Raw genomic sequence first — 19020 nt, 5'->3', positions numbered from 1 at the left:
GGCGTGCGGATCCTGATCGTCAACGCCGGCTCCAGCAGCTTGAAGCTCTCTCTGCGTGAGGGGGACCGGGAGGTCGCCGCCACCACCGTCGAGCGGTGGGAGGGAGACGGTCACGACTCGCCGATCCGCGACTTCATCGAGCAGCACCCCACCCCCGACCTGGTGGGCCACCGCGTCGTCCACGGCGGACCACGCTTCCGCGAGCCCGTGCTGGTCGACGACGAGGTGCTCGACCACCTCGACTCGATCACCAACCTGGCGCCGCTGCACAACCCCCGGGCCACCGCCGCGATCCGGGAAGTGCGAAGACTGCTCCCGAACGCGCCTGCCGTGGCCTGCTTCGACACCGCCTTCCACGCGACCCTGCCGCCAGCCGCGAGCACCTATGCCCTGCCCAAGGAGTGGAACGAACGTTGGCAGTTGCGACGCTACGGGTTCCACGGTCTGAGCCACGCCTACGCCGTACGCCGGGCAGCGGAGATGGTCGGGCAAGACCTCCACGAAATGCGCGTCGTCTCCTGTCACCTCGGCGCCGGCGCGTCCCTGGCAGCCGTGCGGGACGGGCGATCCGTCGACACCACCATGGGTTTCACCCCGCTCGCAGGCCTCGTCATGGCCACCCGGTCCGGGTCGGTGGATCCGGGGATGGTCCTGTGGCTCATCCAGAACGGTGACCTGACGGCCGCGCAACTGAGCGACGTTCTCGAGCACCACTCAGGAATGAAGGGACTCTCGGGGACCAGCGGCGACCTCCGCGACGTCTTGGCGGAGCGAGAGACCGGCAGCCCCGACGCGGCTCTGGCCTACGACGTCTTCATCCACCACCTCCGCCGAGAGATCGGGGCGATGGCCGCCAGCGCCCAAGGCCTGGACCTGTTGGTCCTGACCGGTGGGATCGGTGAGCACTCGCCTGACGTACGCCGCGACATGGCGAGCGGACTGGAGCACCTCGGCCTCTGGATTGATCAGGATGCGAACGAGTCCGCGCGAGGCGACACCGACATCAGTGCTCCCAACGCAACTGTGCGGACCGTGGTGGTGAAGGCGTCCGAGGAATCCGAGATCGCCAGGGAGACGGTCCGCGCGGCGCCGCTGTGACCGACCGAGGGGAGCAGGGAGATCGAGTCCGCATCAGGGTCCGAGTGTCGCTGCCGGGTGAATTCTGACCCTCTGGTGTCGATCGAATCCTGAGCCCCTCGGCACAGTGAGGGAGCGATCATGACTGAGGGCTGGGCTGAGATCCGGCGGTTTCACAAGTCGGAACAGATGAGCATCAAGGCCATCGTGCGGAAGACGGGCCTGGCGAGGAACACGGTGCGGGCGGCGTTGGCCACGGATGCGCCGCCGAAGTACGAGCGGACACCGGCTGGGTCGGTCGCTGATCGTTTCGAGCCGACCGGTCGCTGCGCCGACAGCCAGACCTGCACGCGTGTTGTGTTTTTTGTGTTTGCGGTCAATGATGGCTGCATGGGCGAAACAGAACTGCTGAGCACTGGCGACGTTGCCACGCGCTTGGGTGTCTCGCGCCAGCACGTGGTCAACATGTGCGACCGCGGCGAAGTCGAGCACGTGCGTGTGGGCAAGCACCGGCGCGTCCCGGCCAAAGAGGTCAACCGGATCCTGGGGTCAGATCCAGTGCTGACGCGGGAACAGGAGCGTTCCCTTTGGCTGCACCGGGCGCTCCTGACGCCGCTGATGACGTCGCCGGACGAGGTGCTGGATCGCGCGAGGGCCAACATCGAGCGGTGGAGAGCAGAGCACCGCAGCGATGGGATGACGGTGCGCTACCTCGATGCATGGGAGCGGATCCTCGAGGAGGGGTTGGACGCCGTGCTCGACACTCTCCTCTCGACTGCACCTGAAGCGTGTGAACTGCGCCAGAACACCCCCTTTGCCGGAGTCCTGGACGACACGACCCGGGTCCAGGTGCTGCGCTCCTTCAAGCACTACTGGGAACGAGAGCACGACGCCGCGTGAACCGACTCCAACTCGCCCACATCCTGCGGTCTGCGTGTGCCATCGCGGGCGACGCCGAGGTCCTGGTGCTCGGATCCCAGTCGATCCTGGGCACTTTCGACGAGGACGATCTCCCGTCAGAAGCAACCGCCTCGATGGAGGCCGACATCGCGTTCCTCCACGACCCGGGTCGCGCCAAGGCAGACAGGGTCGAGGGCGCCATTGGAGAGATGTCCGGGTTCCATGACCTGAACGGCATCTACGCCGAAGGCCTTGCCGTCGAGACGGCGATCCTCCCGGACGGGTGGCGCGCCCGGCTGCACAGCTGGAACCTCGTGTCGTCCGATCCCGCGCAACCGAGGTTCCTCGAACCTCATGACCTGGCCATCGCAAAGCTCGCTCGACTAGGACATGTCTCCTAAGTGGCGAACCAGATCGTGATGGCGCGTAGGACTGGGATTCACCCGCCGGACGCGCACCTACCGGGCGCTCCTGGCTCTCGCTGTCGGTTGCGTACTCGGGTGGCTGCTCTGGGTGCTGGGCTTCGGGTCCTCCTGACCACACTGTCGCGCCGTAAGGTGGCCCTCGAAGCCCCCCCCGACATCGACGTCAGCCCGACCTGCCCCATTCCCCCGCCTATCGGCACAAGAGAATGTCCGCTCATGCCGATGAGCGGGTGGTGTGTCGCCGAGGCGAGCATGTCGATGAACCTCCGAAGCGCCCGCGATGGAGCCCCCACCTGGGAGGATGCGCCCATGGAACCTCGCGTTCGCCCGCGCCGTCCGAGTCCCATGCGGACGTTCAGACGGGACTTGGCGATTCGAGCCTGCGCGATGGTCGCTTTGTCGGCGGTCCTGAGCAGTGGCTGCAGCCTGTTCAACGACGAAGCCGTAGCCACCTGGGACCTCACCAAGGACCAGACTCCGGACTCCGCCACCACCGCGTTCACCGTCGACGTCACCCGCTTCGGCTGCAACAGCGGCGAGACCGGCACCGTCAATGACCCCGACATCGAGATGACCGACACCCAGGTCGTCATCACCTTCACCGTCAGCCCAGGCGAACCCAGCTCGGCTGACTGCCAGGGGAACAACGCAGTCTCCTACGACGTAGAGCTGCCCGAGGCACTCGGCGAGCGCGAACTCGTCGACGGCGGATGCGCTTCAACCGAAGCCACCAGCACTGCGCGATGCCAGCCCAGCGGCGTGCGCTACACACCATGATTCGAGACCGTCATTGCAAGTTGGCGTCGCCGCATCTGGCCCGCTGCGGGCGACGAAGCCCGGGCATACCGCGATAGGCGCGTCTTTCCGCCGCGAGTGCGCCCCGGGACTGGGGGAACACAGGGCTGACCACCACCGTCACAGCGTGGCTTCCGAGTCACATCGCGCCAAACAGATCAGAGCTCAGCCGGCTGCCTGGCGAAGACCATGAGACCACCGAACAGGATCATCCCGACACCGGATGCTCGCTGGAGCCAATGGAGTCTCGTCGCGGCGAAGGTCCTCGCCAAACGACCCAGCGCAGCGTAGGTCGCGATCGCCGCGACCTCCAGCACCAGGAACGAGAGCCCGACGACCGCGTAGCTCGACCAGTAGCGATCCACGTTGACGAACTGCGGCAAGAACACCGTGAAAATCAGGATGGCCTTCGGGTTGGTCAAGGCCACGGTGCCTTCCGAGCGGAGTGCCGCGCGCAGGGACATGGGCGCGGTCGTCTCGCCGAGGTCCTTCGGTTTTGCATCGATCAGCAGCCGCACACCCAGGTAGATGAGGTAGGCGGCGCCGAGCACCTTGAGCACACCGAACGCGACCGCAGAGACGCTCAACAGGGCTCCCAGTCCGAGGGCGCTGGCCAAAATCATCGGGGCGAAGGCAACCAGGCGAGCCGTGCCGGCGACCACGGCGAAGCCGACACCTTGTTGCGCGCCGAATGTGACCGAGAGCAGGTTGCTCGGCCCGAAGGTGAGGTTGAGGGCGAAGCAGGCTGGAAGGAACAGCCACAGGTCAGTCACGGCGTCATGCCTCAGCGCCGCCCCTTCTTCAGCTCCGCCCAGACGTCGGCCGTGATCACACCGGTCGGCGACAGCGCCCGCTTCTTCTGGTAGCGGACCACGGCCTTGGTCGTGTTCTCCGTGACGACCCCGGTCGGCTTCACGCCCTTGAAGCCAGCAGCTCGCAGCGACCGCTGGAGACGCAGCGCCTGCTTGCCCGACGAACCGACCTTCATCAGCGGCGTTGGCCCGTGCGCGAAGAGCGCAGTCCACGTCGCCGCGGTGGGACGTCCGGTGGCGCGCAGGCCGCGTCCGCGTTGGAAGGTCCGCACGGCCCGCACCACGTCACGGTCCAGCTTCGCGTCGAGCCGTCCGCGGTAGCGCTTGTTCTTCTTCAGCAGACACTGCAGCGCCTTCACCTTGGCTCCGCGAGCTCCCTTCTTGAGCCGCGGGTAGGACGGGAAGTCCAGGCGGGTGTTCTTGCACTCGCGCAGGTTGCGTGGCGGCTTCGAACCGCCGTCGAGCTTCATGAAGTTGCGGTCGATCGTGAGCGCGACGTCGCCGTAGGAGGCGGTCGTCTGCGCCTCGTACTGGTGGACACGCTGGTCCTTCCAGCTCTTCGGACGCACCCATCGCCGGTCGACCGCGACGTCGGCGCGGCCGTTGTACCAGGCGTACCAGACCTGGTCGGGCATCGCGTAGGAGCCGGGGGAGAGGTTGTCGGCGTTGTCGAGGGCGTGGATGCCAGCGGAGATGCTGGAGTAGACGCCCGGGCGGAAACCCAGCTCGCGGACCGCGAGCGTCCAGCCGCTCAGGAACCGCAGCGCCGAGCGCCGGCAGTCGTCGTCGGCGAGGTCGAAGCCGCCCTCGAGGTCGTACCAGAGCGTGCTGCCGGCCGGCAGTCCCAGCTCGCGGGCGCGGCTCACCGCAGCGGTGGCCTCGGTACGCCCCTGCACCCCCGCAGCGGCGTACGCACCGGCAGGGGTCGAGTCGATGCGGTCACCGTAGAGCGGGTGGCAGGAGGCCTGCGGGCCGACCCAGATCGGCAGGAGACGCCAGCCGTTGGCGCGCTGGCGCGCCACCCACGTGGCGTCGAGGTGCGGCTGGCCCGGATCGGTCGCGCTCTCGCGGCAGGACACCATCGAGCCACCGATGTAGATGCCCGCACCCCAGAAGGGCGACGAGGTCAACCAAGCGTCCATCTGCTCCTGGGTGGGTGCGCAGCGGGCGTCGAAGGCGTAGCCGGTGAACCCGTCGGGGCGCGGCTTGGCCGCCGACGCCTGTCGTGCGAACAACCCCGTGACGCAGAGGGCCAGGACCACGACGGCGACGAGGTGCGCGCGCACGCGGTCAGGTCGGACGAGCGTGTGGCGCATTGGATTCCCCCGGATCAAGTGGTGAGCCGACCCTAGTGCAGCCCGTCAGGAGCCGAGGTCTCCGCGAGCGGTCACCTATCCTCACCTCGTGCCCGACTTCGCTCTCGAGCTCTCCTTCACCCCGGAGTCCACGGCTGCCGTCCTGGCCCAGTGGGAGGCGTTGAAGGCGGCCGGACTGCCCTCGCAGGCGGACCACAGGTCGATGACGAACGCTCCCCACCTGACCCTCGCCGCGGCGGTGCGGGTGCCGGAGGTGGCCGTCCTGACGGGCCGCGAGGAGGTGGGTCCGCTCCTGCCCACGCGCATCGTCACGCGGGGGCTGGTGCTCTTCGGGCAGGGCGCTCGGGTCACCGTGGCCCACCTGGTGGAGCCGGACGCGGCGCTCGCGACCGCCGCGGCGAGAGTCCGGGCCGTGGTGCCCGACCTGCGCCACCCCGTCTGGACGCCGCACGTCACCTTGGCGCGGCGCGTCCCGCGTACGGTCCTGGGCGACGTGCTCGACGTCCTGTACGCCACCGACGCTCCCGACGAACTGGTCTGCGACCGCCTGCGGTGGTGGGACCCCGAGCAGGGCACGATCCAGGACGTCGCGGTCGCGAACGACTGACTATCGTGGAGCCCGATGATCACCCGTCGTGAGGCTGCCCAGCGCCTCGACATCCCCGTTGAGATGGCCATGCGCCACGGCCTGCCGTCGCAGCTCACCGACGCCCAGCTGCGTGAGATCGAGGACAACCCGCCGGCCTGGCTGGTGCAGTCGCGCCTCAACCGGACCGGCAAGAAGCCGGTGTGGGTCGAGCTGGAGTGCCGCGTGTGCGGCTTCAGCGAGAAGGCCAGGCCGAAGAAGTGGTGGCCCGCCTTCACCCACCTCGCCTGTGAGCACCACGAACTCGCGGAGCTGCCGTCGCCGCTCGACGGTGAGGTGCGCGCGGAGTATCCCGGCATCGGCAGCCGGTTCGTCGGCATCGTCGACGTCTCGGTGGGCTGAGCCACAAGTCGCCCCAACCCCAGCGCTTGTTGGCGGCGTTGTCCTGGTGAGAGGTTGCATCGAGGCAGTCCTGACCTGAGGCGGAGCAGCGTATGGACGACGAGGGGTTCACCGAGTGGGCGGCGGGGTGCCAACGCTCCCTGCTGCGCACGGCCTACCTACTCACCGGTGACCTGCACCGCGCCCAGGACCTGGTGCAGGAAGCACTGATCAAGGTCGCGCTGCGCTGGAGCAGGCTGCGCGACGGCAACCCCACGGCGTACGCCCGCAAGATCGTCGTGCACGACAACGTGAGCTGGTGGCGGCGCCACCGGGAGACGCCCGGGGCGCAGCCCGACGACGCGGTCCCCGACGAGATCAGCAGCGACTCGGTCACAGCCCTCGTCGTGCGTCGCGCCCTGGGCCGGCTCACCCCCGGCCAGCGAGCGGTGGTGGTGCTGCGGCACCTCGACGACCTGTCCGAGCGCGAGACCGCGGACGTCCTGGGCGTCAGCGTCGGCACCGTGAAGAGCCAGAACGCCGCCGCCCTCGCCCGCCTGCGTACGGGAGCACCCGAGCTGCTCGACCTCACTGGAGGACCCCGTGAATGAGCTTCATGAACTCCTGGCCCGTGCGACCGATCGCATCGAGAGCCCACATCTCGAGCAGGTCGCCCTGGAGGCCGCCACGCGGCGCCGTGCCCACCGACGGGGTGCGGCGGCCGCCGCCGCTGCCTCAGCCGCGGTGGTGGCGGTGTTCGCCGGGATGCAGGTCGCAGGCTCACCGGACGGGCCCAGGGTCTCCGCGCCCCCCGGCGAGGCGCCGACGGGGTCGTCCTCGGCCTCACCACCCACCGTCGAGGTGGAGGAGTGGCCGCAGTGGGACCCGCGCGAGCTCGACCTCCTGCCTGCGGCCGCGGCCCGGATCGCCCCCGCGCTCCCGGACGTGATCGAGCCGCCCGACTCCTCCCCGCTGCTGGCCGACGACCCCGTCGGGGCCGGCGTCCTGGTGGTGGAGCAGGCGGGCCTCGCCCAGGTCCTCGGCACTGACGGGGACTGGCGCACGGTGCCCATCGACGGGAGGTATCCCCAGGTGGCGCTCAGCCCGCAGGGCACCCGGCTCGCGGTCGCCCACGGCTACGACAGCAGGGCGGGGGAGCGCGACGACGGGGTGCGGGTGCACGACCTCGCGACCGGTAACGACCGCACGGTCCAGCCCCCCAGTGGGTTCGAGGCCTGGGACACCGGACGCTGGACGTTCCTCGACGAGGACACGCTGCTCTACAGCGGCGGCCCGCGGGCCTACATGGTCGCCGTCGACTCCGGCGCCGCGGAGGGGATCGCCGTCCCCGTCGCGATGTCCAGCGCGGTGGACCCCTCGGGCGACTGGCTGACCAGCACCGACTTCTCCGGACCCAAGGTGCTCGTCGACCACGACGGGGGCGCTGTGCGTGAGGTGGACATGGACCGGACCGGCCGCCTCCTGCGCATCCAGGCGAGCGAGGACACCGTCGTCGGCACCACCCACGACAACCAGGACTTCGCCGTGGTCGTCGCCGACCGCTCGACGCTGACCCCGCAGTCGCGGCTGCCCGTGCTCGACCGTGACGGCAACTACAGCAACTGGGGGCTGACCCCCGTCGCTCTCACCGACGACGGCACGGTCCTGCTCCAGGTCGCCGACATCGGGCGACGCGTGAGCGGCTTCCGCCTGGTGGCGTGGGATCCCGCCACCGGTGAGCTCTCGATCGTGGCCTCGACGTCGGTGCCCGTGGAAGCCACGGTGGTGTTCGCCCAGGACGCCCTGCGCGTCACCGGACGCTAACGTCCTCAGGTGGCCACCTCCCGTCGATCCAGCAGCCGCCGCCGCAGTGGCCGCACCGGCACCGCCCGTCGCAGCAGCGCGCGTGGCGCAGCGCGGCCCCTGCCGACGGCCGGCCCGGGGGAGCGGATCTGGGTGCTCGACGTGCCCTACGGCACCCAGGTCGACGGCGCGACGTGGCACCCGGCGGTCAAGACCCACCTCCACGTCGGACGTACGCTGCCCGCGCACCTGCGGGCCTACGCGCCCGGGCCGCACACGCTCGGTCGCTTCATCGAGCACCAGCTCAACCCCGACGACCCCGCCCCCACCCCTGAGCCGAGCGACACGCTCGAGCCCCGACAGCTCCAGTTCGAAGCTGCCGATGCGATCGCCGAACGCGCCGCGGCCGGTGGGCGGCTCTTCCTGCTGGCCGACGAGCCCGGCGTGGGCAAGACGATCTCCGCGGTCCTCGGCGCCACCGCCGTCGGCGACCTCCGGGGCGCCCGGCGCGTGCTCGTCGTGGCCGACCGGCCGGCCGCGATCACCATCGGCCACTGGTGCCGCACGATCACCGCGCTGGGCGACGGTGGGCTGGGCGACGGCGGCCTGGAGTGGGTCGTCATCACCTGGGACCGGCTCGAGAAGGTCAAGGACCACACCTGGGACGTGATCATCGCCGACGAAGCCCACGCGCTGCGCCGCACGACCACCAAGCGGTGGAAGCTGTGGGCACGCATCTCCGGGCTCGCCTTGCCCCACGACAAGGCCCCCTTCGTCATCGCCACCACCGCCACGCCCGGCCACACGCCCCTCGAGCTGCCCTACCTCGCGCCCGCCTACGCGCAGGTGCACGATGAGCCAATGCGGGAGTGGACGTCGACGACCCAACCCGGCGCCGACTTCGCCACCGCCCTCGAACGCCATGGCGTCGAGGTCGAGCACGGTCGCTACGGCGCCACCTGGACCACCGACCCCGCCCGTCGCGCCGCTGACCTCAAGCTGGTGCGCGGGTGGCTCACCGACGTACGCCCTCCCGCGATGCTGCACCGCGCCGCACCGTGGGGGCCGGTGCCGATCTCCGGCATGCCCGTGACGCTGACGCCTGCCGAGCGGGCGGCGTATGAAGCCGAGTGGGGTGAGTTCTGCGCGGAGATGGACATCGCGCGCCGCGGCCGCAACGTCGCCAAGGGTCGCGCCGCGCTGCTGCGCTTCCGGCAAAAGGCCGGGCTGATCCGCGTCGACTCCACCGTCGACTGGATCGCCCAGCAGGTGCACGCCGAGCGACAGGTCGCCTGCTCGGTGGAGTTCGTCGCCACCGCCGCCGACCCCATCGCCGACCGGCTGCGCGACTCCGGCCTGGAGGTGGCCACCATCTACGGCCGCGACCGGTTCGACGCCGAGGCCGAGCGGCTCAAGTTCCAGACCGGCGAGGCGAAGGTCTGCGTCTTCACCACCGTCGCCTCCATCAGCCTGCACGCCGGCGAGACCCTCGCCGACGGCCGGCAGGCCAGCACCGAGCCGCGTGTCGGCGTCTTCCACCAGGCCCGCTTCTCCGGCATCGCCGGACGCCAGGTCACCGGCCGCACCCACCGCGACCACCAGGTGTCGCCGTGGCACATCGCCTATGCCGAGGGCACCGTCGAGGAGCAGGTCGGCAAGGTGATGGTCGAACGGATCGCCGCCGCCTCCGACACCGTCGGCGGCGACACGTCCGGCCTCACCGACCTGGCCCAGCTGCTCGGAGCCGACTGGCTGCCGGCCGCGGCGCTGACCGAGGACGGTGCCTGAGCCGGCGGCGCGGAGCTTCCAGAAGCGCGGAGTGTCCAGAAGCGGAGGGTTCCACCGGCGTCGGGGTGGGCACTAGCCTGCAGGCGCCCTCGTCCAAGGGGTGACCTGTCAGAGGAGATGGCATGGGGATCGAGTTCAAGAGCGTCGGCAAGACCTACCGTGACGGCACCGTCGCGGTCACCGACTTCTCCCACGTGGTGCCCTCCCACCGCACTGTCGCCCTCGTCGGGTCGTCGGGGTCGGGCAAGACGACGTTGCTGCGGATGGTCAACCGGATGGTCGACCCCACCCGCGGCACGGTGCTCATCGACGGTCAGGACGTGCGCGAGCTCGACAAGGTCGCCCTGCGTCGCCGCATCGGCTACGTGCCCCAGGCCGGTGGGTTGCTGCCCCACCGCACGGTCGTCGACAACGTCGCGACGGTGCCCGTGCTCACCGGTACGCCCCGCAAGGCCGCCCGCACCGCCGCGCTCGACCTGCTCACCCTCGTCGGCCTCGAGCCGACGCTCGCGTCCCGTTACCCCGCGCAGCTCTCCGGCGGCCAGCAGCAGCGCGTGGCCGTGGCCCGGGCGTTGGCCGCCGACCCCAACATCCTGCTGATGGACGAGCCCTTCGGGGCCGTCGACCCGATTGTGCGCCGTGAGCTCCAGGACGAACTGCTGCGCATCCAGGGCGAGCTCGGCAAGACGATCGTCATCGTCACCCACGACGTCGACGAGGCCTTCCGGCTGGCCGACGACGTCGTCGTGCTGCGTACAGGGGGAGTCATCGCCCAGTCGGGCACCGCGCAGAGCATCATGGCCGCCCCGGTCGATGCGTTCGTCCGCGACTTCGTGGGCGCCGACCGCCCCGAGCGCACCCTGAGCGCCACCACCGTCGACGGACAGCAGTTGGTGGTCGACGCCGACGGACGTCCGCTGGGGATCCTGCGATGACCTGGCTCGGCAACAACCTCGCGTGGGTCGTGGAGCTGACACTCCAGCACCTGCTGCTCGCCGGCGCTGCAACGGTCGCCAGTGTCCTGCTCGCCGTGGCGCTGGGCCGCGTGGCGTACGTGAGTCCCCGCGCCCGGCAGCCCATCCTCGCCGCCGCGAGCGTCGTCTACGCCGTGCCGGCCCTGCCGATGCTCATCGTGATCCCGATCCTGCTGAGCATCCCCCTGCGCTCACCCGCCACCCTCGTCGTGGCGCTCACCCTCTACGGCACCGCGCTGCTCGTGGGCACCGTCGCGGACGCCTTCGACTCGGTGGACGCGGGCGTGCGCGACTCCGCGCTCGCCATGGGTCACGGCCGCCGCGCGCTCTTCTGGCGGGTCGAGCTGCCCCTGGCCGTGCCGGTGCTGCTGTCGGGCGTCCGCGTCGTCACGGTCAGCACCGTCAGCCTGGTGACCATCGGAGCCCTGGTCGGCATCTCCAGCCTCGGCACCCTCCTGACCGACGGCTTCCAACGGGGCATCACCAGTGAGATCGTCGTCGGGGTCGCGATGACCATGGCGTTGGCGCTGCTGCTCGACGCTCTGCTGATCGCACTCGGCAGGGTGCTGACCCGGTGGCAGCCGCGTCGGGGACGGCGCGCCCTCCGCGTCCAAGCGGCCGATGCGGCCGATGCGGCCGACGTGCCGGTGAGCGCGCGGTGAGTGACAGGTGAACCTCTTCCTCGACGCCCTGGCGTGGATCGCCGACCCCGAGCACTGGGGCGGTGGACAGGGCATCGCCGTCCGGCTGCTGGAGCACCTGGCCGTGACCTTGGTGGCCGTGCTCGCCGCCGCCGCGCTCGCGCTGCCCGTCGGCGTCCTCATCGGGCACACCCGCCGCGGACGGGGCGTGGTGGTCGCGCTCGCGGGGGCGGTGCGCGCCGTCCCCACTCTGGGGCTCCTCACGCTCCTTGCCCTGCTGCTCGGCATCGGGGTCATGGCACCGCTGCTCGCGCTCGTCGCGCTCGCCGTCCCGTCGGTGCTCGCTGGCGCCTATGCCGGGGTCGAGTCCGCTGACCCCGTGGCCGTCGACTCGGCTCGCGCGGTGGGCATGAGCGAGACGCAGATCGTGCGCCACGTCGAGTTGCCGCTGGGGGCGGGCGTCCTCGTCGGCGGCCTGCGCGCCGCGACCCTGCAGGTCGTCGCGACGGCGACCCTGGCGGCGTACACCTCCGACACGGGGCTGGGTCGCTACCTCTTCATCGGCCTCAAGTCGCGGGACTACCCCCAGATGCTGGCCGGTGCCATGCTCGTGGCACTCCTCGCCCTCGTCCTCGACCGTCTCCTCGCCGCCGCGCAGCACCGCGCCGACCGGCTCGCCCACCGCACCGACGCCCACACACCGCTCAACGTCTGACCGAAGGAAGCCCATGCACCTCAAGCGCACCGTCACCCCCCTCCTCGCCGCCGTCGCGACAGCCCTCGCCCTGGCGGCGTGCGGTGACTCCGACCCGTTGTCCGGCGGAGGGGGCGACGGCGACGCGATCGTGATCGGGTCGCAGGACTACTACTCCAACGAGATCATCGCCGAGATCTACGCGCAGGCGTTGGAGGCCGAGGACTTCGAGGTCGACCGCCAGTTCCGCATCGGCCAGCGGGAGGCCTACGTGCCCGAGCTCGAGTCGGGGGAGATCGACCTCTTCCCCGAGTACAGCGGTCCGCTGCTGCAGTACTGGGAAGCGGAGACCGACGCGCGCCTGAGCGACGACGTGTACGCAGCGCTCACCGACGCCATGCCCGAAGGCCTGCGTGTGCTGGACCAGTCGGAGGCGACCGACCAGGACTCCTACGTCGTCACCCGTGACTTCGCCGAGAAGTGGGAGCTCACGACCATCGCCGACCTGGCCGACGTCACCGACCAGCTGACCCTTGGCGCCAACTCCGAGGCCGAGAGCCGGCCCAACGGCCCGCGTGGACTCAAGAACGCCTACGGCGTCGAGGTCGGGTTCGCGCCGATCGAGGACGGGGGCGGACCACTCACCGTCAAGGCCCTCAAGGACGGTGACATCCAGCTCGCCATCATCTACACCGCCGACCCGTCGATCCGGAGCAACGACCTCGTGAGCCTGGAGGACACCGAGGGCCTCTTCTTGGCCTCTCACGTCGTCCCGGTGGCCAGCGACGACCTCGACGAGGACGCCGCCGCGGTGATCAACCGGGTGAGCGCCGCCATGACCGCCGACGAGCTGCTCCAGCTCAACCAGCGCAGCGTCGACGAAGAGCTGCCTGCCCAGCAGATCGCCGCCGACTGGCTCGCCGACGCCGACCTGGGGTGATGCACGGCAACCACGCCTGAGTCGCGGTCCCCGCGTCTGGCAGCGGGGTCGCACTCGTCCGTGCCTCTCAGCCCTCCCTGGCGTGCGAAGATGGAAGGCGAGGGTGGACCAAGGCGCCCGCACACAGAAGACGGAGTGTCCTTGACGATCAACGACCAACCGGTCAGACCCACGGCCCGCTTGACTCTTAGCAGCACCCACGGTGACGACCCGGAGTTCCTGAGGTCCGCGCACGCCCGGTTGGTGACCGACCAGCTCGTCGACACCACGCGACTCGACCGGTTGACCGAGCTGACGGCTCGACTGTTGGGCACGAGCTCGTCCCAGGTGTCGATCATCTCGGACGTCCAGACCGTGGTGGGTGGCACCGGCATGGCCGCGGAGGCGGTGCTGAAGCAGTCCCCGGCCGAGGACTCGCTGTGCACGGTGACCGTCAACCAGGGCACGTCGCTGGTGGTGACCGACGCCGCCCTGGACAGCCGGGTGGCGGGCCTGCCGCCCGTGACGAGTGGTGCCGTGGGCACCTACGCCGGGGTCCCGCTGCGCGCCGGTGGCCACCTGGTCGGAGCCCTGTGCGCCTACGACCGCGACGTCCGCACGTGGACCGAGCAGGACGTCACCCTGCTGGAGCTGATCGGCGAGGCCGTGACCGCGGAGCTCGAGCTGGCCGCCGTCGAGGCCAGCTACGGCGCCGACCGGCAGGTGTGGGGCCTGGCGGTGGAGGCAGCCGGCGTGGGGGCGTACGACTGGGACCTGCGCACGGGCGAGCTGCGCTGGGACGACCGCACCCTGGAGCTCTTCGGCCTGGACCGAGTGCGCTTCGACGGCCGCATCGAGACCTTCAACGCCCTCGTGCACCCGGAGGACCGCGACCGCGTCATCCGCGCCCTGGGCGAGATCGTCGAGCAGTGCGGCGTGCTCGACCTCGAGTACCGCGTCGTGCTGCCCGAGGGGCGTACGCGCTGGGTGCTGGCCCGCGGGGCCGTCTATCCCGGGGAGGCGGGGCAGCCCGAGCGGCTCGTCGGCGCCGTCCTGGACACCACCCGGGTGCAGGAGGGCGAGGCGCGCATGACCCGCGTGCTCGAGGCGATGCCCAGCGCGTTCTTCAGCGTCGACCGGGAGTGGCGCTTCACCTACGCCAACGCCCACGCGCAACAGCTGCTGGCCGGTGTCTCCCGCGACCTGGGCGGCCACGTGATCTGGGAGCTCTTCCCGCAGGCGGTGGGCAGTGAGTTCGAGGTGCGCTACCGCCAGGCCGTCGAGTCCGACGAGCCGGTCGCCTTCGAGGCGTACTACCCGCCGCCCCTGGACGCGTGGTACGAGGTGCGCGCCTGGCCGAGCCCCGAGGGGCTCTCGGTCTACTTCCTCGACATCACCGAGCGCCGGGCCGCGCAGGACGAGCTGGCTCGCAGCGCCGAGCGCGGCTCACTGCTCGCCGAGGTCACCTCGTCGCTGACGGCGACGTTCGACACCTACCAGGCCGTCGGTCGGTTGTCCCAGCTCCTCGTGCCACGGCTGGGGGAGTGGTGCATCGTCACGCTGGTCGACCACGTCGAGCCGTTCAGCCAACCGGACTGGCGCCGCCACGTGCGTGACATCGGGCTGTGGCACGTCGACGAGTCTCAGCGCTCCACGCTGGAGCGCTACGCCGAGCTGAGGATCCCGATGCTCAACGACGACTCCTACCTGGCCCGGGCCATCACCGGGGAGAGCTCCGTCCTCGTGGCCGACCGTGCCTACGAGCAGGTCACCGCGACGCTGGGGTCCGGCGAGGCGCGCGAGCGCTACCTGGAGCTGGAGCCGCGGACCGTCGCCTTCCTGCCGGTCCGGGGCCGCGGCCGCACGGTCGGCGCGCTCACCGTCGGCCGGGGTCACGACCTGCCCCCGTTCACCCCTGAGGAGCTCAACACGCTGGTGGACATCGCCGCCCGCGCCGGGCTGGCGCTCGACAACGCCCGCTCGTACGCCGAGCAGCGCGAGCTGGCCGAGGGGCTGCAGCGCAGCCTGCTCACCCCGCCCCCAGACCCCGGGCACCTGGAGGTGGCGGTCCGCTACGAGCCCGCCGCCGAGGTGGCCCAGGTCGGTGGCGACTGGTATGACTCCTTTCTGCAGACCGACGGCTCCGTGGTCGTCGTCATCGGTGACGTCGTCGGCCACGACACCGTCGCCGCTGCCGCCATGGGCCAGTTGCGCGCACTGCTGCGAGGCATCGCCGTCACCACCGGCGGAGGCCCTGCGGAGGTGCTGGGGCGGGTCGACTCGGCGATGCCAACCCTGCAGATCGACACCACCGCCACCGCCGTCATGGCGCAGGTGGAGCAGACGCCTGACGAGCGCGAGGCCGGCACGGCACGCTTGCGCTGGTCCAACGCGGGCCACCCGCCGCCGCTCATCGCCGTGCCGCAGGCGGACGGCAGCGTGCTCACCGAGGTGCTCGAGGGTGTCGAGCCCGACCTGCTGCTCGGGATGGACCTCGGCGTCGAGCGCCGCGAGGCAGTCGCGGTCGTGCCCGTGGGCTCCACAGTGCTGCTCTACTCCGACGGCCTGGTCGAGCGCCGGGGCCAGCACCTCGAGGACGGCATCGAGCAGCTGCGTGGCACCCTCGCCGACCTCGTCGCGAGCGGCGCCGACCTCGACACCCTCAGTGACGAGCTCCTGGCCCGGATGCTGCCCGAGCGGCCCGAGGGCGACGTCGCCCTGGTGGCCCTGCGACTCAGGCGTCCGGTGGAGGCCTGACCGACCGGGTCGTCAGGTGTGGCTGAGCGACCGGTGGGGGATGGCTGCTCAGGACGGTCGGCGCAGGCAGGCAGGATGGACCCCATGAGTGGTGACGAGGTGAAGGCGGCGACGCCCGAGGCGCGCGAGCGCCACCAGGTCCTGTCCGAGGAGGTCGAGGAAGCCCGCTTCCGTTACTACGTGCAGGACCGGCCGACCCTCTCCGACGCCGACTTCGACGCCCGCATGCGCGAGCTCGAGGCGCTGGAGGAGGAGTTTCCGGAGCTGCGCACCCCCGACTCGCCGACGCAGAAGGTCGGGGGAGCGGTCTCCACGCTCTTCACCTCCGTCGACCACCTGCAGCGCATGGAGTCGCTCGACAACGCGTTCAGCGACGAGGAGCTGACGAGCTGGTACGACCGCATCCTGCGCGACGGCATCACCCCGCCCGCCCTGCTCTGCGAGCTGAAGGTCGACGGCCTGGCCATCAACCTGTTGTACGAGGACGGTCGCCTCGTGCGTGCCCTCACCCGCGGCGACGGTCGCACCGGCGAGGACGTCACCCCCAACGTCCGCACCATCGACTCCATCCCGCACCGGCTCACCGGCACCGACGAGTTCCCCGTGCCGGCGCGGGTCGAGGTGCGCGGCGAGGTCTTCTTGCCGGTGGAGGCCTTCGAACGGCTCAACTCCTCGATGCTCGACGCCGGCAAGCCCGCCTTCGCCAACCCGCGCAACGCCGCCGCGGGGTCGCTGCGCCAGAAGGACCCCCGCGTCACCGCGACCCGCGCACTCGGCATGGTCTGCCACGGGATCGGCGCCCGTGAAGGCTTCGAGCCGAAGACCCAGTCCCAGGCCTACGCAGCCCTGGCGGCGTGGGGCCTGCCGACCTCCGACCGCGTGCGCGTCCTCGACGACCTCGACGCGGTGCGGGCGTTCATCACCGACTACGGCGAGCGCCGCCACGAGGTCGAGCACGAGATCGACGGCGTCGTCGTCAAGGTCGACGATGTCTCCCTCCAGCGCCGTCTCGGCTCCACGAGCCGGGCACCGCGGTGGGCGATCGCCTGGAAATACCCGCCCGAGGAGGTGCACGCCAAGCTGCTCGGCATCGAGGTCAACACCGGCCGCACCGGCCGCGTCACTCCCTTCGGCCGCATGGAGCCCACCAAGGTGGCCGGCTCCACCGTCGAGATGGCCACCCTGCACAACTTCTACGAGGTCAAGCGCAAGGACGTACGCCCCGGCGACACCGTCATCCTGCGCAAGGCCGGCGACGTCATCCCCGAGATCCTCGGCGCCGTGCCCGAGCTGCGACCCGAGGGCCTCGCCGAGTGGGTGCCGCCCACCCACTGCCCGGCCTGCGGCACCGAGCTGGTGGAGCAGAAGGCCGGCGACAAGGACCGGCGTTGCCCCAACCACCGCTCCTGCCCGGCCCAGCTGGTGGAGCGGGTCTTCCACGTCGGCTCGCGCGGCGCCTTCGACATCGAGGGCCTGGGCTACGAGGCCGCTCGCGCCCTGCTCGACGCCGGGGTGCTGACCGACGAGGGAGACGTCTTCTCCCTCTCCGAGGACGACCTCCTGCGCACCACCCTCTTCACCCGCGCCCCGAAGAAGGGGGAGGAGGGCCCGCAGCTCACCGCCAACGGCGCCAAGCTGCTCGCCAACCTCGAGACCCGCAAGCAGGTGCCGCTGTGGCGGGTGCTGGTGGCGCTCTCGATCCGCCACGTGGGCCCCACCGCCGCCCGGGCCCTGGCGACCGAGTTCGGTTCGCTCGACGCGATCCGGAAGGCTGACGAGGAGGCGCTGGCCGCCACGGAGGGCGTCGGCGGGATCATCGCCGCGTCGGTGCGCGAGTGGTTCGACGGCCCCGAGGGGGAGTGGCACACCGGCATCGTCGACAAGTGGGCGGCCGCCGGCGTCACCATGGAGGACGAGCGCGACGAGTCGATCGTGCAGACGCTCGCCGGCCTGACGGTCGTGGCCACCGGGTCGCTGGTCAACTACAGCCGCGACTCCGTCAAGGAGGCGATCATCAGCCGCGGCGGCAAGGCCTCGGGCTCGGTGTCGAAGAAGACCGATTACGTCGTCGTCGGCGACAACGCCGGCTCCAAGGCCGATAAGGCCGAGCAGCTCGGGGTGCCGATGCTCGACGAGGAGCAGTTCGAGCGGCTGCTCGCTGGTGGCCCGGAGGCCCTCGACGGCTGAGGTGGGCCGGCGTGGCCGGGCGACGAGGTCAGTCCTCCCCGCGCAGCACCTCGAGCACCAGGTCGGCCGCGGCCCGCTGGCCCGCCGCGAACGGGTGATACTCCAGCGCAGCCGAGAAGTCGGTCTGCCGCCCGTTGACCCACGGGTCGTCGGAGCAGATGTCGTGGCCCTCGCTGGCTGCCCACAGGTCCACCAGCTCCGCGTCGGTGGCCTCGACCACCGAGCGCAGCGCCGCGTCGAGGCGCGTGGCGACCTCACGGGCGTACGCATAGTCCCCGCGCGCCAGGGGCAACGCGGCGCAGGTGCCCTCCGCCGGCACGATGTGCGGATAGTTGACGACCAGCACCCGGGCCTGCGGGCTGCGCTCTCGGATCTGCTCCACCACCCGCTGCACCCGACGCTCGGTGCGCTCGAGGCTGGACAACAGCGGGTCACCGTCGCCCGACCTGCGGTTCAGCTGGGTGCGGCACGGTGCACCACGCGGAGCCCTCGGGCGCACGGCGGGGCACTCCTCCACCAACGTGCCGAAGACGTTGAAGTCGTTGCCGCCGATGCCGAGCGTGACCAGCTCGGTCTCCTCGGTGAGCGCCTCGAACTGGGCGGGTGCCCGACCTCCCGTGGCCGTGCGTTGCGGCGACGCCATGTGGGTGGTGTCGGCCGCGGAGCAGCTCACGTCGGTGAAGTCGGCCACCCCCAGCTCGGTCGCGACCAGCGCCGGGTAGTTGGCCGTCGAGCGGTAGCAGCCGTCGGCCTCGACCAAGTTGGGCACGAACGGCGCCGCGGTGAACGAGTCGCCCAGCGCCACGTAGCTGGCAGGCGGTTCAGGCGCGGCGTCGGCCGCGTCGCCCTCACCGTCGCCGGCTGAGCAGGCAGCGGTCGCGACCAGGGCCAGGGCGGCGCCCCAGGTGGCCAGGGTCCGGCCGATGCGCGGGCGGCGGGTCATCGATCCACGTGTCGTCACCTCC

General features: G+C 70.9%; 18 protein-coding genes and 1 pseudogene. 16 read left to right on the top strand and 3 right to left on the bottom strand.

From position 1 onward, the window contains the following. The first annotated feature begins 3 nt into the window (after nucleotides 1-3). The 5 genes and pseudogenes from IEQ44_RS10545 (at nucleotide 4) to IEQ44_RS10525 (ending at nucleotide 3179) form a co-directional block, all read left to right on the top strand. Entirely contained in the window at nucleotides 4-1098 is a 1095-nt protein-coding gene (locus IEQ44_RS10545) for an acetate/propionate family kinase (RefSeq protein WP_193638429.1), read from the top strand. Between the two features lie 120 nt (nucleotides 1099-1218). Continuing rightward, nucleotides 1219-1404, top strand: a pseudogene (locus tag IEQ44_RS16965) (IS21 family transposase); the annotation flags it as partial. A 63-nt stretch (nucleotides 1405-1467) separates the two neighbouring features. After that, a complete protein-coding gene (locus tag IEQ44_RS10535; RefSeq protein ID WP_193638427.1) occupies nucleotides 1468-1977 on the top strand; it encodes a helix-turn-helix domain-containing protein in 510 nt (169 codons plus the stop codon). Further along, nucleotides 1974-2378, top strand: a complete 405-nt coding sequence (locus tag IEQ44_RS10530) for a hypothetical protein (protein WP_227487286.1) — start codon at nucleotides 1974-1976, stop codon at nucleotides 2376-2378. The genes IEQ44_RS10535 and IEQ44_RS10530 overlap by 4 nt, the downstream gene beginning before the upstream one ends. A gap of 411 nt (nucleotides 2379-2789) precedes the next feature. Further along, nucleotides 2790-3179: a hypothetical protein gene (locus IEQ44_RS10525; protein WP_193638426.1), complete on the top strand. Its 390-nt coding sequence runs from the start codon at nucleotides 2790-2792 to the stop codon at nucleotides 3177-3179. A 176-nt stretch (nucleotides 3180-3355) separates the two neighbouring features. On the opposite strand, the gene IEQ44_RS10520 is transcribed toward IEQ44_RS10525, so the two are convergent. Together IEQ44_RS10520 and IEQ44_RS10515 are read right to left on the bottom strand one after the other, a co-directional pair. Continuing rightward, nucleotides 3356-3970 (bottom strand): LysE family translocator, encoded by a 615-nt coding sequence (locus IEQ44_RS10520; RefSeq protein WP_193638425.1) that lies wholly within the window; start codon nucleotides 3968-3970, stop codon nucleotides 3356-3358. A gap of 11 nt (nucleotides 3971-3981) precedes the next feature. Then, nucleotides 3982-5325 carry a glycoside hydrolase domain-containing protein gene (locus IEQ44_RS10515; protein WP_193638424.1) on the bottom strand — a complete coding sequence of 448 codons (1344 nt, stop codon included), beginning with the start codon at nucleotides 5323-5325 and terminating at the stop codon, nucleotides 3982-3984. A gap of 88 nt (nucleotides 5326-5413) precedes the next feature. Here IEQ44_RS10515 and IEQ44_RS10510 point away from each other — a divergent pair, with 88 nt between their 5' ends. From IEQ44_RS10510 to ligA, 11 genes are all read left to right on the top strand, one after another. After that, on the top strand, nucleotides 5414-5932 hold the full coding sequence (locus IEQ44_RS10510; protein ID WP_193638423.1) for a 2'-5' RNA ligase family protein: 519 nt from the start codon (nucleotides 5414-5416) through the stop codon (nucleotides 5930-5932). Between the two features lie 15 nt (nucleotides 5933-5947). Next, on the top strand, nucleotides 5948-6313 hold the full coding sequence (locus tag IEQ44_RS10505; protein WP_193638422.1) for a hypothetical protein: 366 nt from the start codon (nucleotides 5948-5950) through the stop codon (nucleotides 6311-6313). Between the two features lie 92 nt (nucleotides 6314-6405). Beyond that, complete coding sequence (locus tag IEQ44_RS10500) at nucleotides 6406-6903, top strand: SigE family RNA polymerase sigma factor (protein ID WP_193638421.1); 498 nt, start codon at nucleotides 6406-6408, stop codon at nucleotides 6901-6903. Then, a complete protein-coding gene (locus IEQ44_RS10495) occupies nucleotides 6896-8116 on the top strand; it encodes a hypothetical protein (RefSeq protein ID WP_193638420.1) in 1221 nt (406 codons plus the stop codon). Before IEQ44_RS10500 ends, IEQ44_RS10495 begins: the two co-directional genes overlap by 8 nt. 9 nt (nucleotides 8117-8125) lie before the next feature. Beyond that, the gene (locus IEQ44_RS10490; RefSeq protein WP_193638419.1) at nucleotides 8126-9883 is read left to right on the top strand and encodes a DEAD/DEAH box helicase; all 1758 of its coding nucleotides are present in this window, start codon (nucleotides 8126-8128) and stop codon (nucleotides 9881-9883) included. Nucleotides 9884-10005: 122 nt separating this feature from the next. Continuing rightward, on the top strand, nucleotides 10006-10818 hold the full coding sequence (locus IEQ44_RS10485) for an ABC transporter ATP-binding protein (RefSeq protein WP_193638418.1): 813 nt from the start codon (nucleotides 10006-10008) through the stop codon (nucleotides 10816-10818). Then, nucleotides 10815-11519, top strand: coding sequence for an ABC transporter permease (locus tag IEQ44_RS10480; RefSeq protein WP_193638417.1), 705 nt, complete (start codon nucleotides 10815-10817; stop codon nucleotides 11517-11519). The genes IEQ44_RS10485 and IEQ44_RS10480 overlap by 4 nt, the downstream gene beginning before the upstream one ends. 7 nt (nucleotides 11520-11526) lie before the next feature. Then, nucleotides 11527-12213: an ABC transporter permease gene (locus tag IEQ44_RS10475; protein ID WP_193638416.1), complete on the top strand. Its 687-nt coding sequence runs from the start codon at nucleotides 11527-11529 to the stop codon at nucleotides 12211-12213. Nucleotides 12214-12226: 13 nt separating this feature from the next. Further along, nucleotides 12227-13132: an ABC transporter substrate-binding protein gene (locus IEQ44_RS10470; protein WP_193638415.1), complete on the top strand. Its 906-nt coding sequence runs from the start codon at nucleotides 12227-12229 to the stop codon at nucleotides 13130-13132. Nucleotides 13133-13273: 141 nt separating this feature from the next. Next, complete coding sequence (locus tag IEQ44_RS10465; RefSeq protein ID WP_227487285.1) at nucleotides 13274-15868, top strand: SpoIIE family protein phosphatase; 2595 nt, start codon at nucleotides 13274-13276, stop codon at nucleotides 15866-15868. 75 nt (nucleotides 15869-15943) lie between these two features. Then, nucleotides 15944-18055 carry an NAD-dependent DNA ligase LigA gene (gene ligA, locus IEQ44_RS10460; RefSeq protein ID WP_227487284.1) on the top strand — a complete coding sequence of 704 codons (2112 nt, stop codon included), beginning with the start codon at nucleotides 15944-15946 and terminating at the stop codon, nucleotides 18053-18055. A gap of 28 nt (nucleotides 18056-18083) precedes the next feature. Here ligA and IEQ44_RS10455 read toward each other — a convergent pair whose 3' ends face one another. After that, nucleotides 18084-19016 carry an SGNH/GDSL hydrolase family protein gene (locus IEQ44_RS10455; RefSeq protein ID WP_193638412.1) on the bottom strand — a complete coding sequence of 311 codons (933 nt, stop codon included), beginning with the start codon at nucleotides 19014-19016 and terminating at the stop codon, nucleotides 18084-18086. Nucleotides 19017-19020: the final 4 nt, after the last annotated feature.

The sequence above is a fragment of the Nocardioides malaquae genome (assembly GCF_015070385.1).
In the GTDB taxonomy this organism is placed as follows: Bacteria; Actinomycetota; Actinomycetes; order Propionibacteriales; family Nocardioidaceae; genus Nocardioides; species Nocardioides malaquae.
This window is presented reverse-complemented; position numbering and strand designations above follow the sequence as displayed.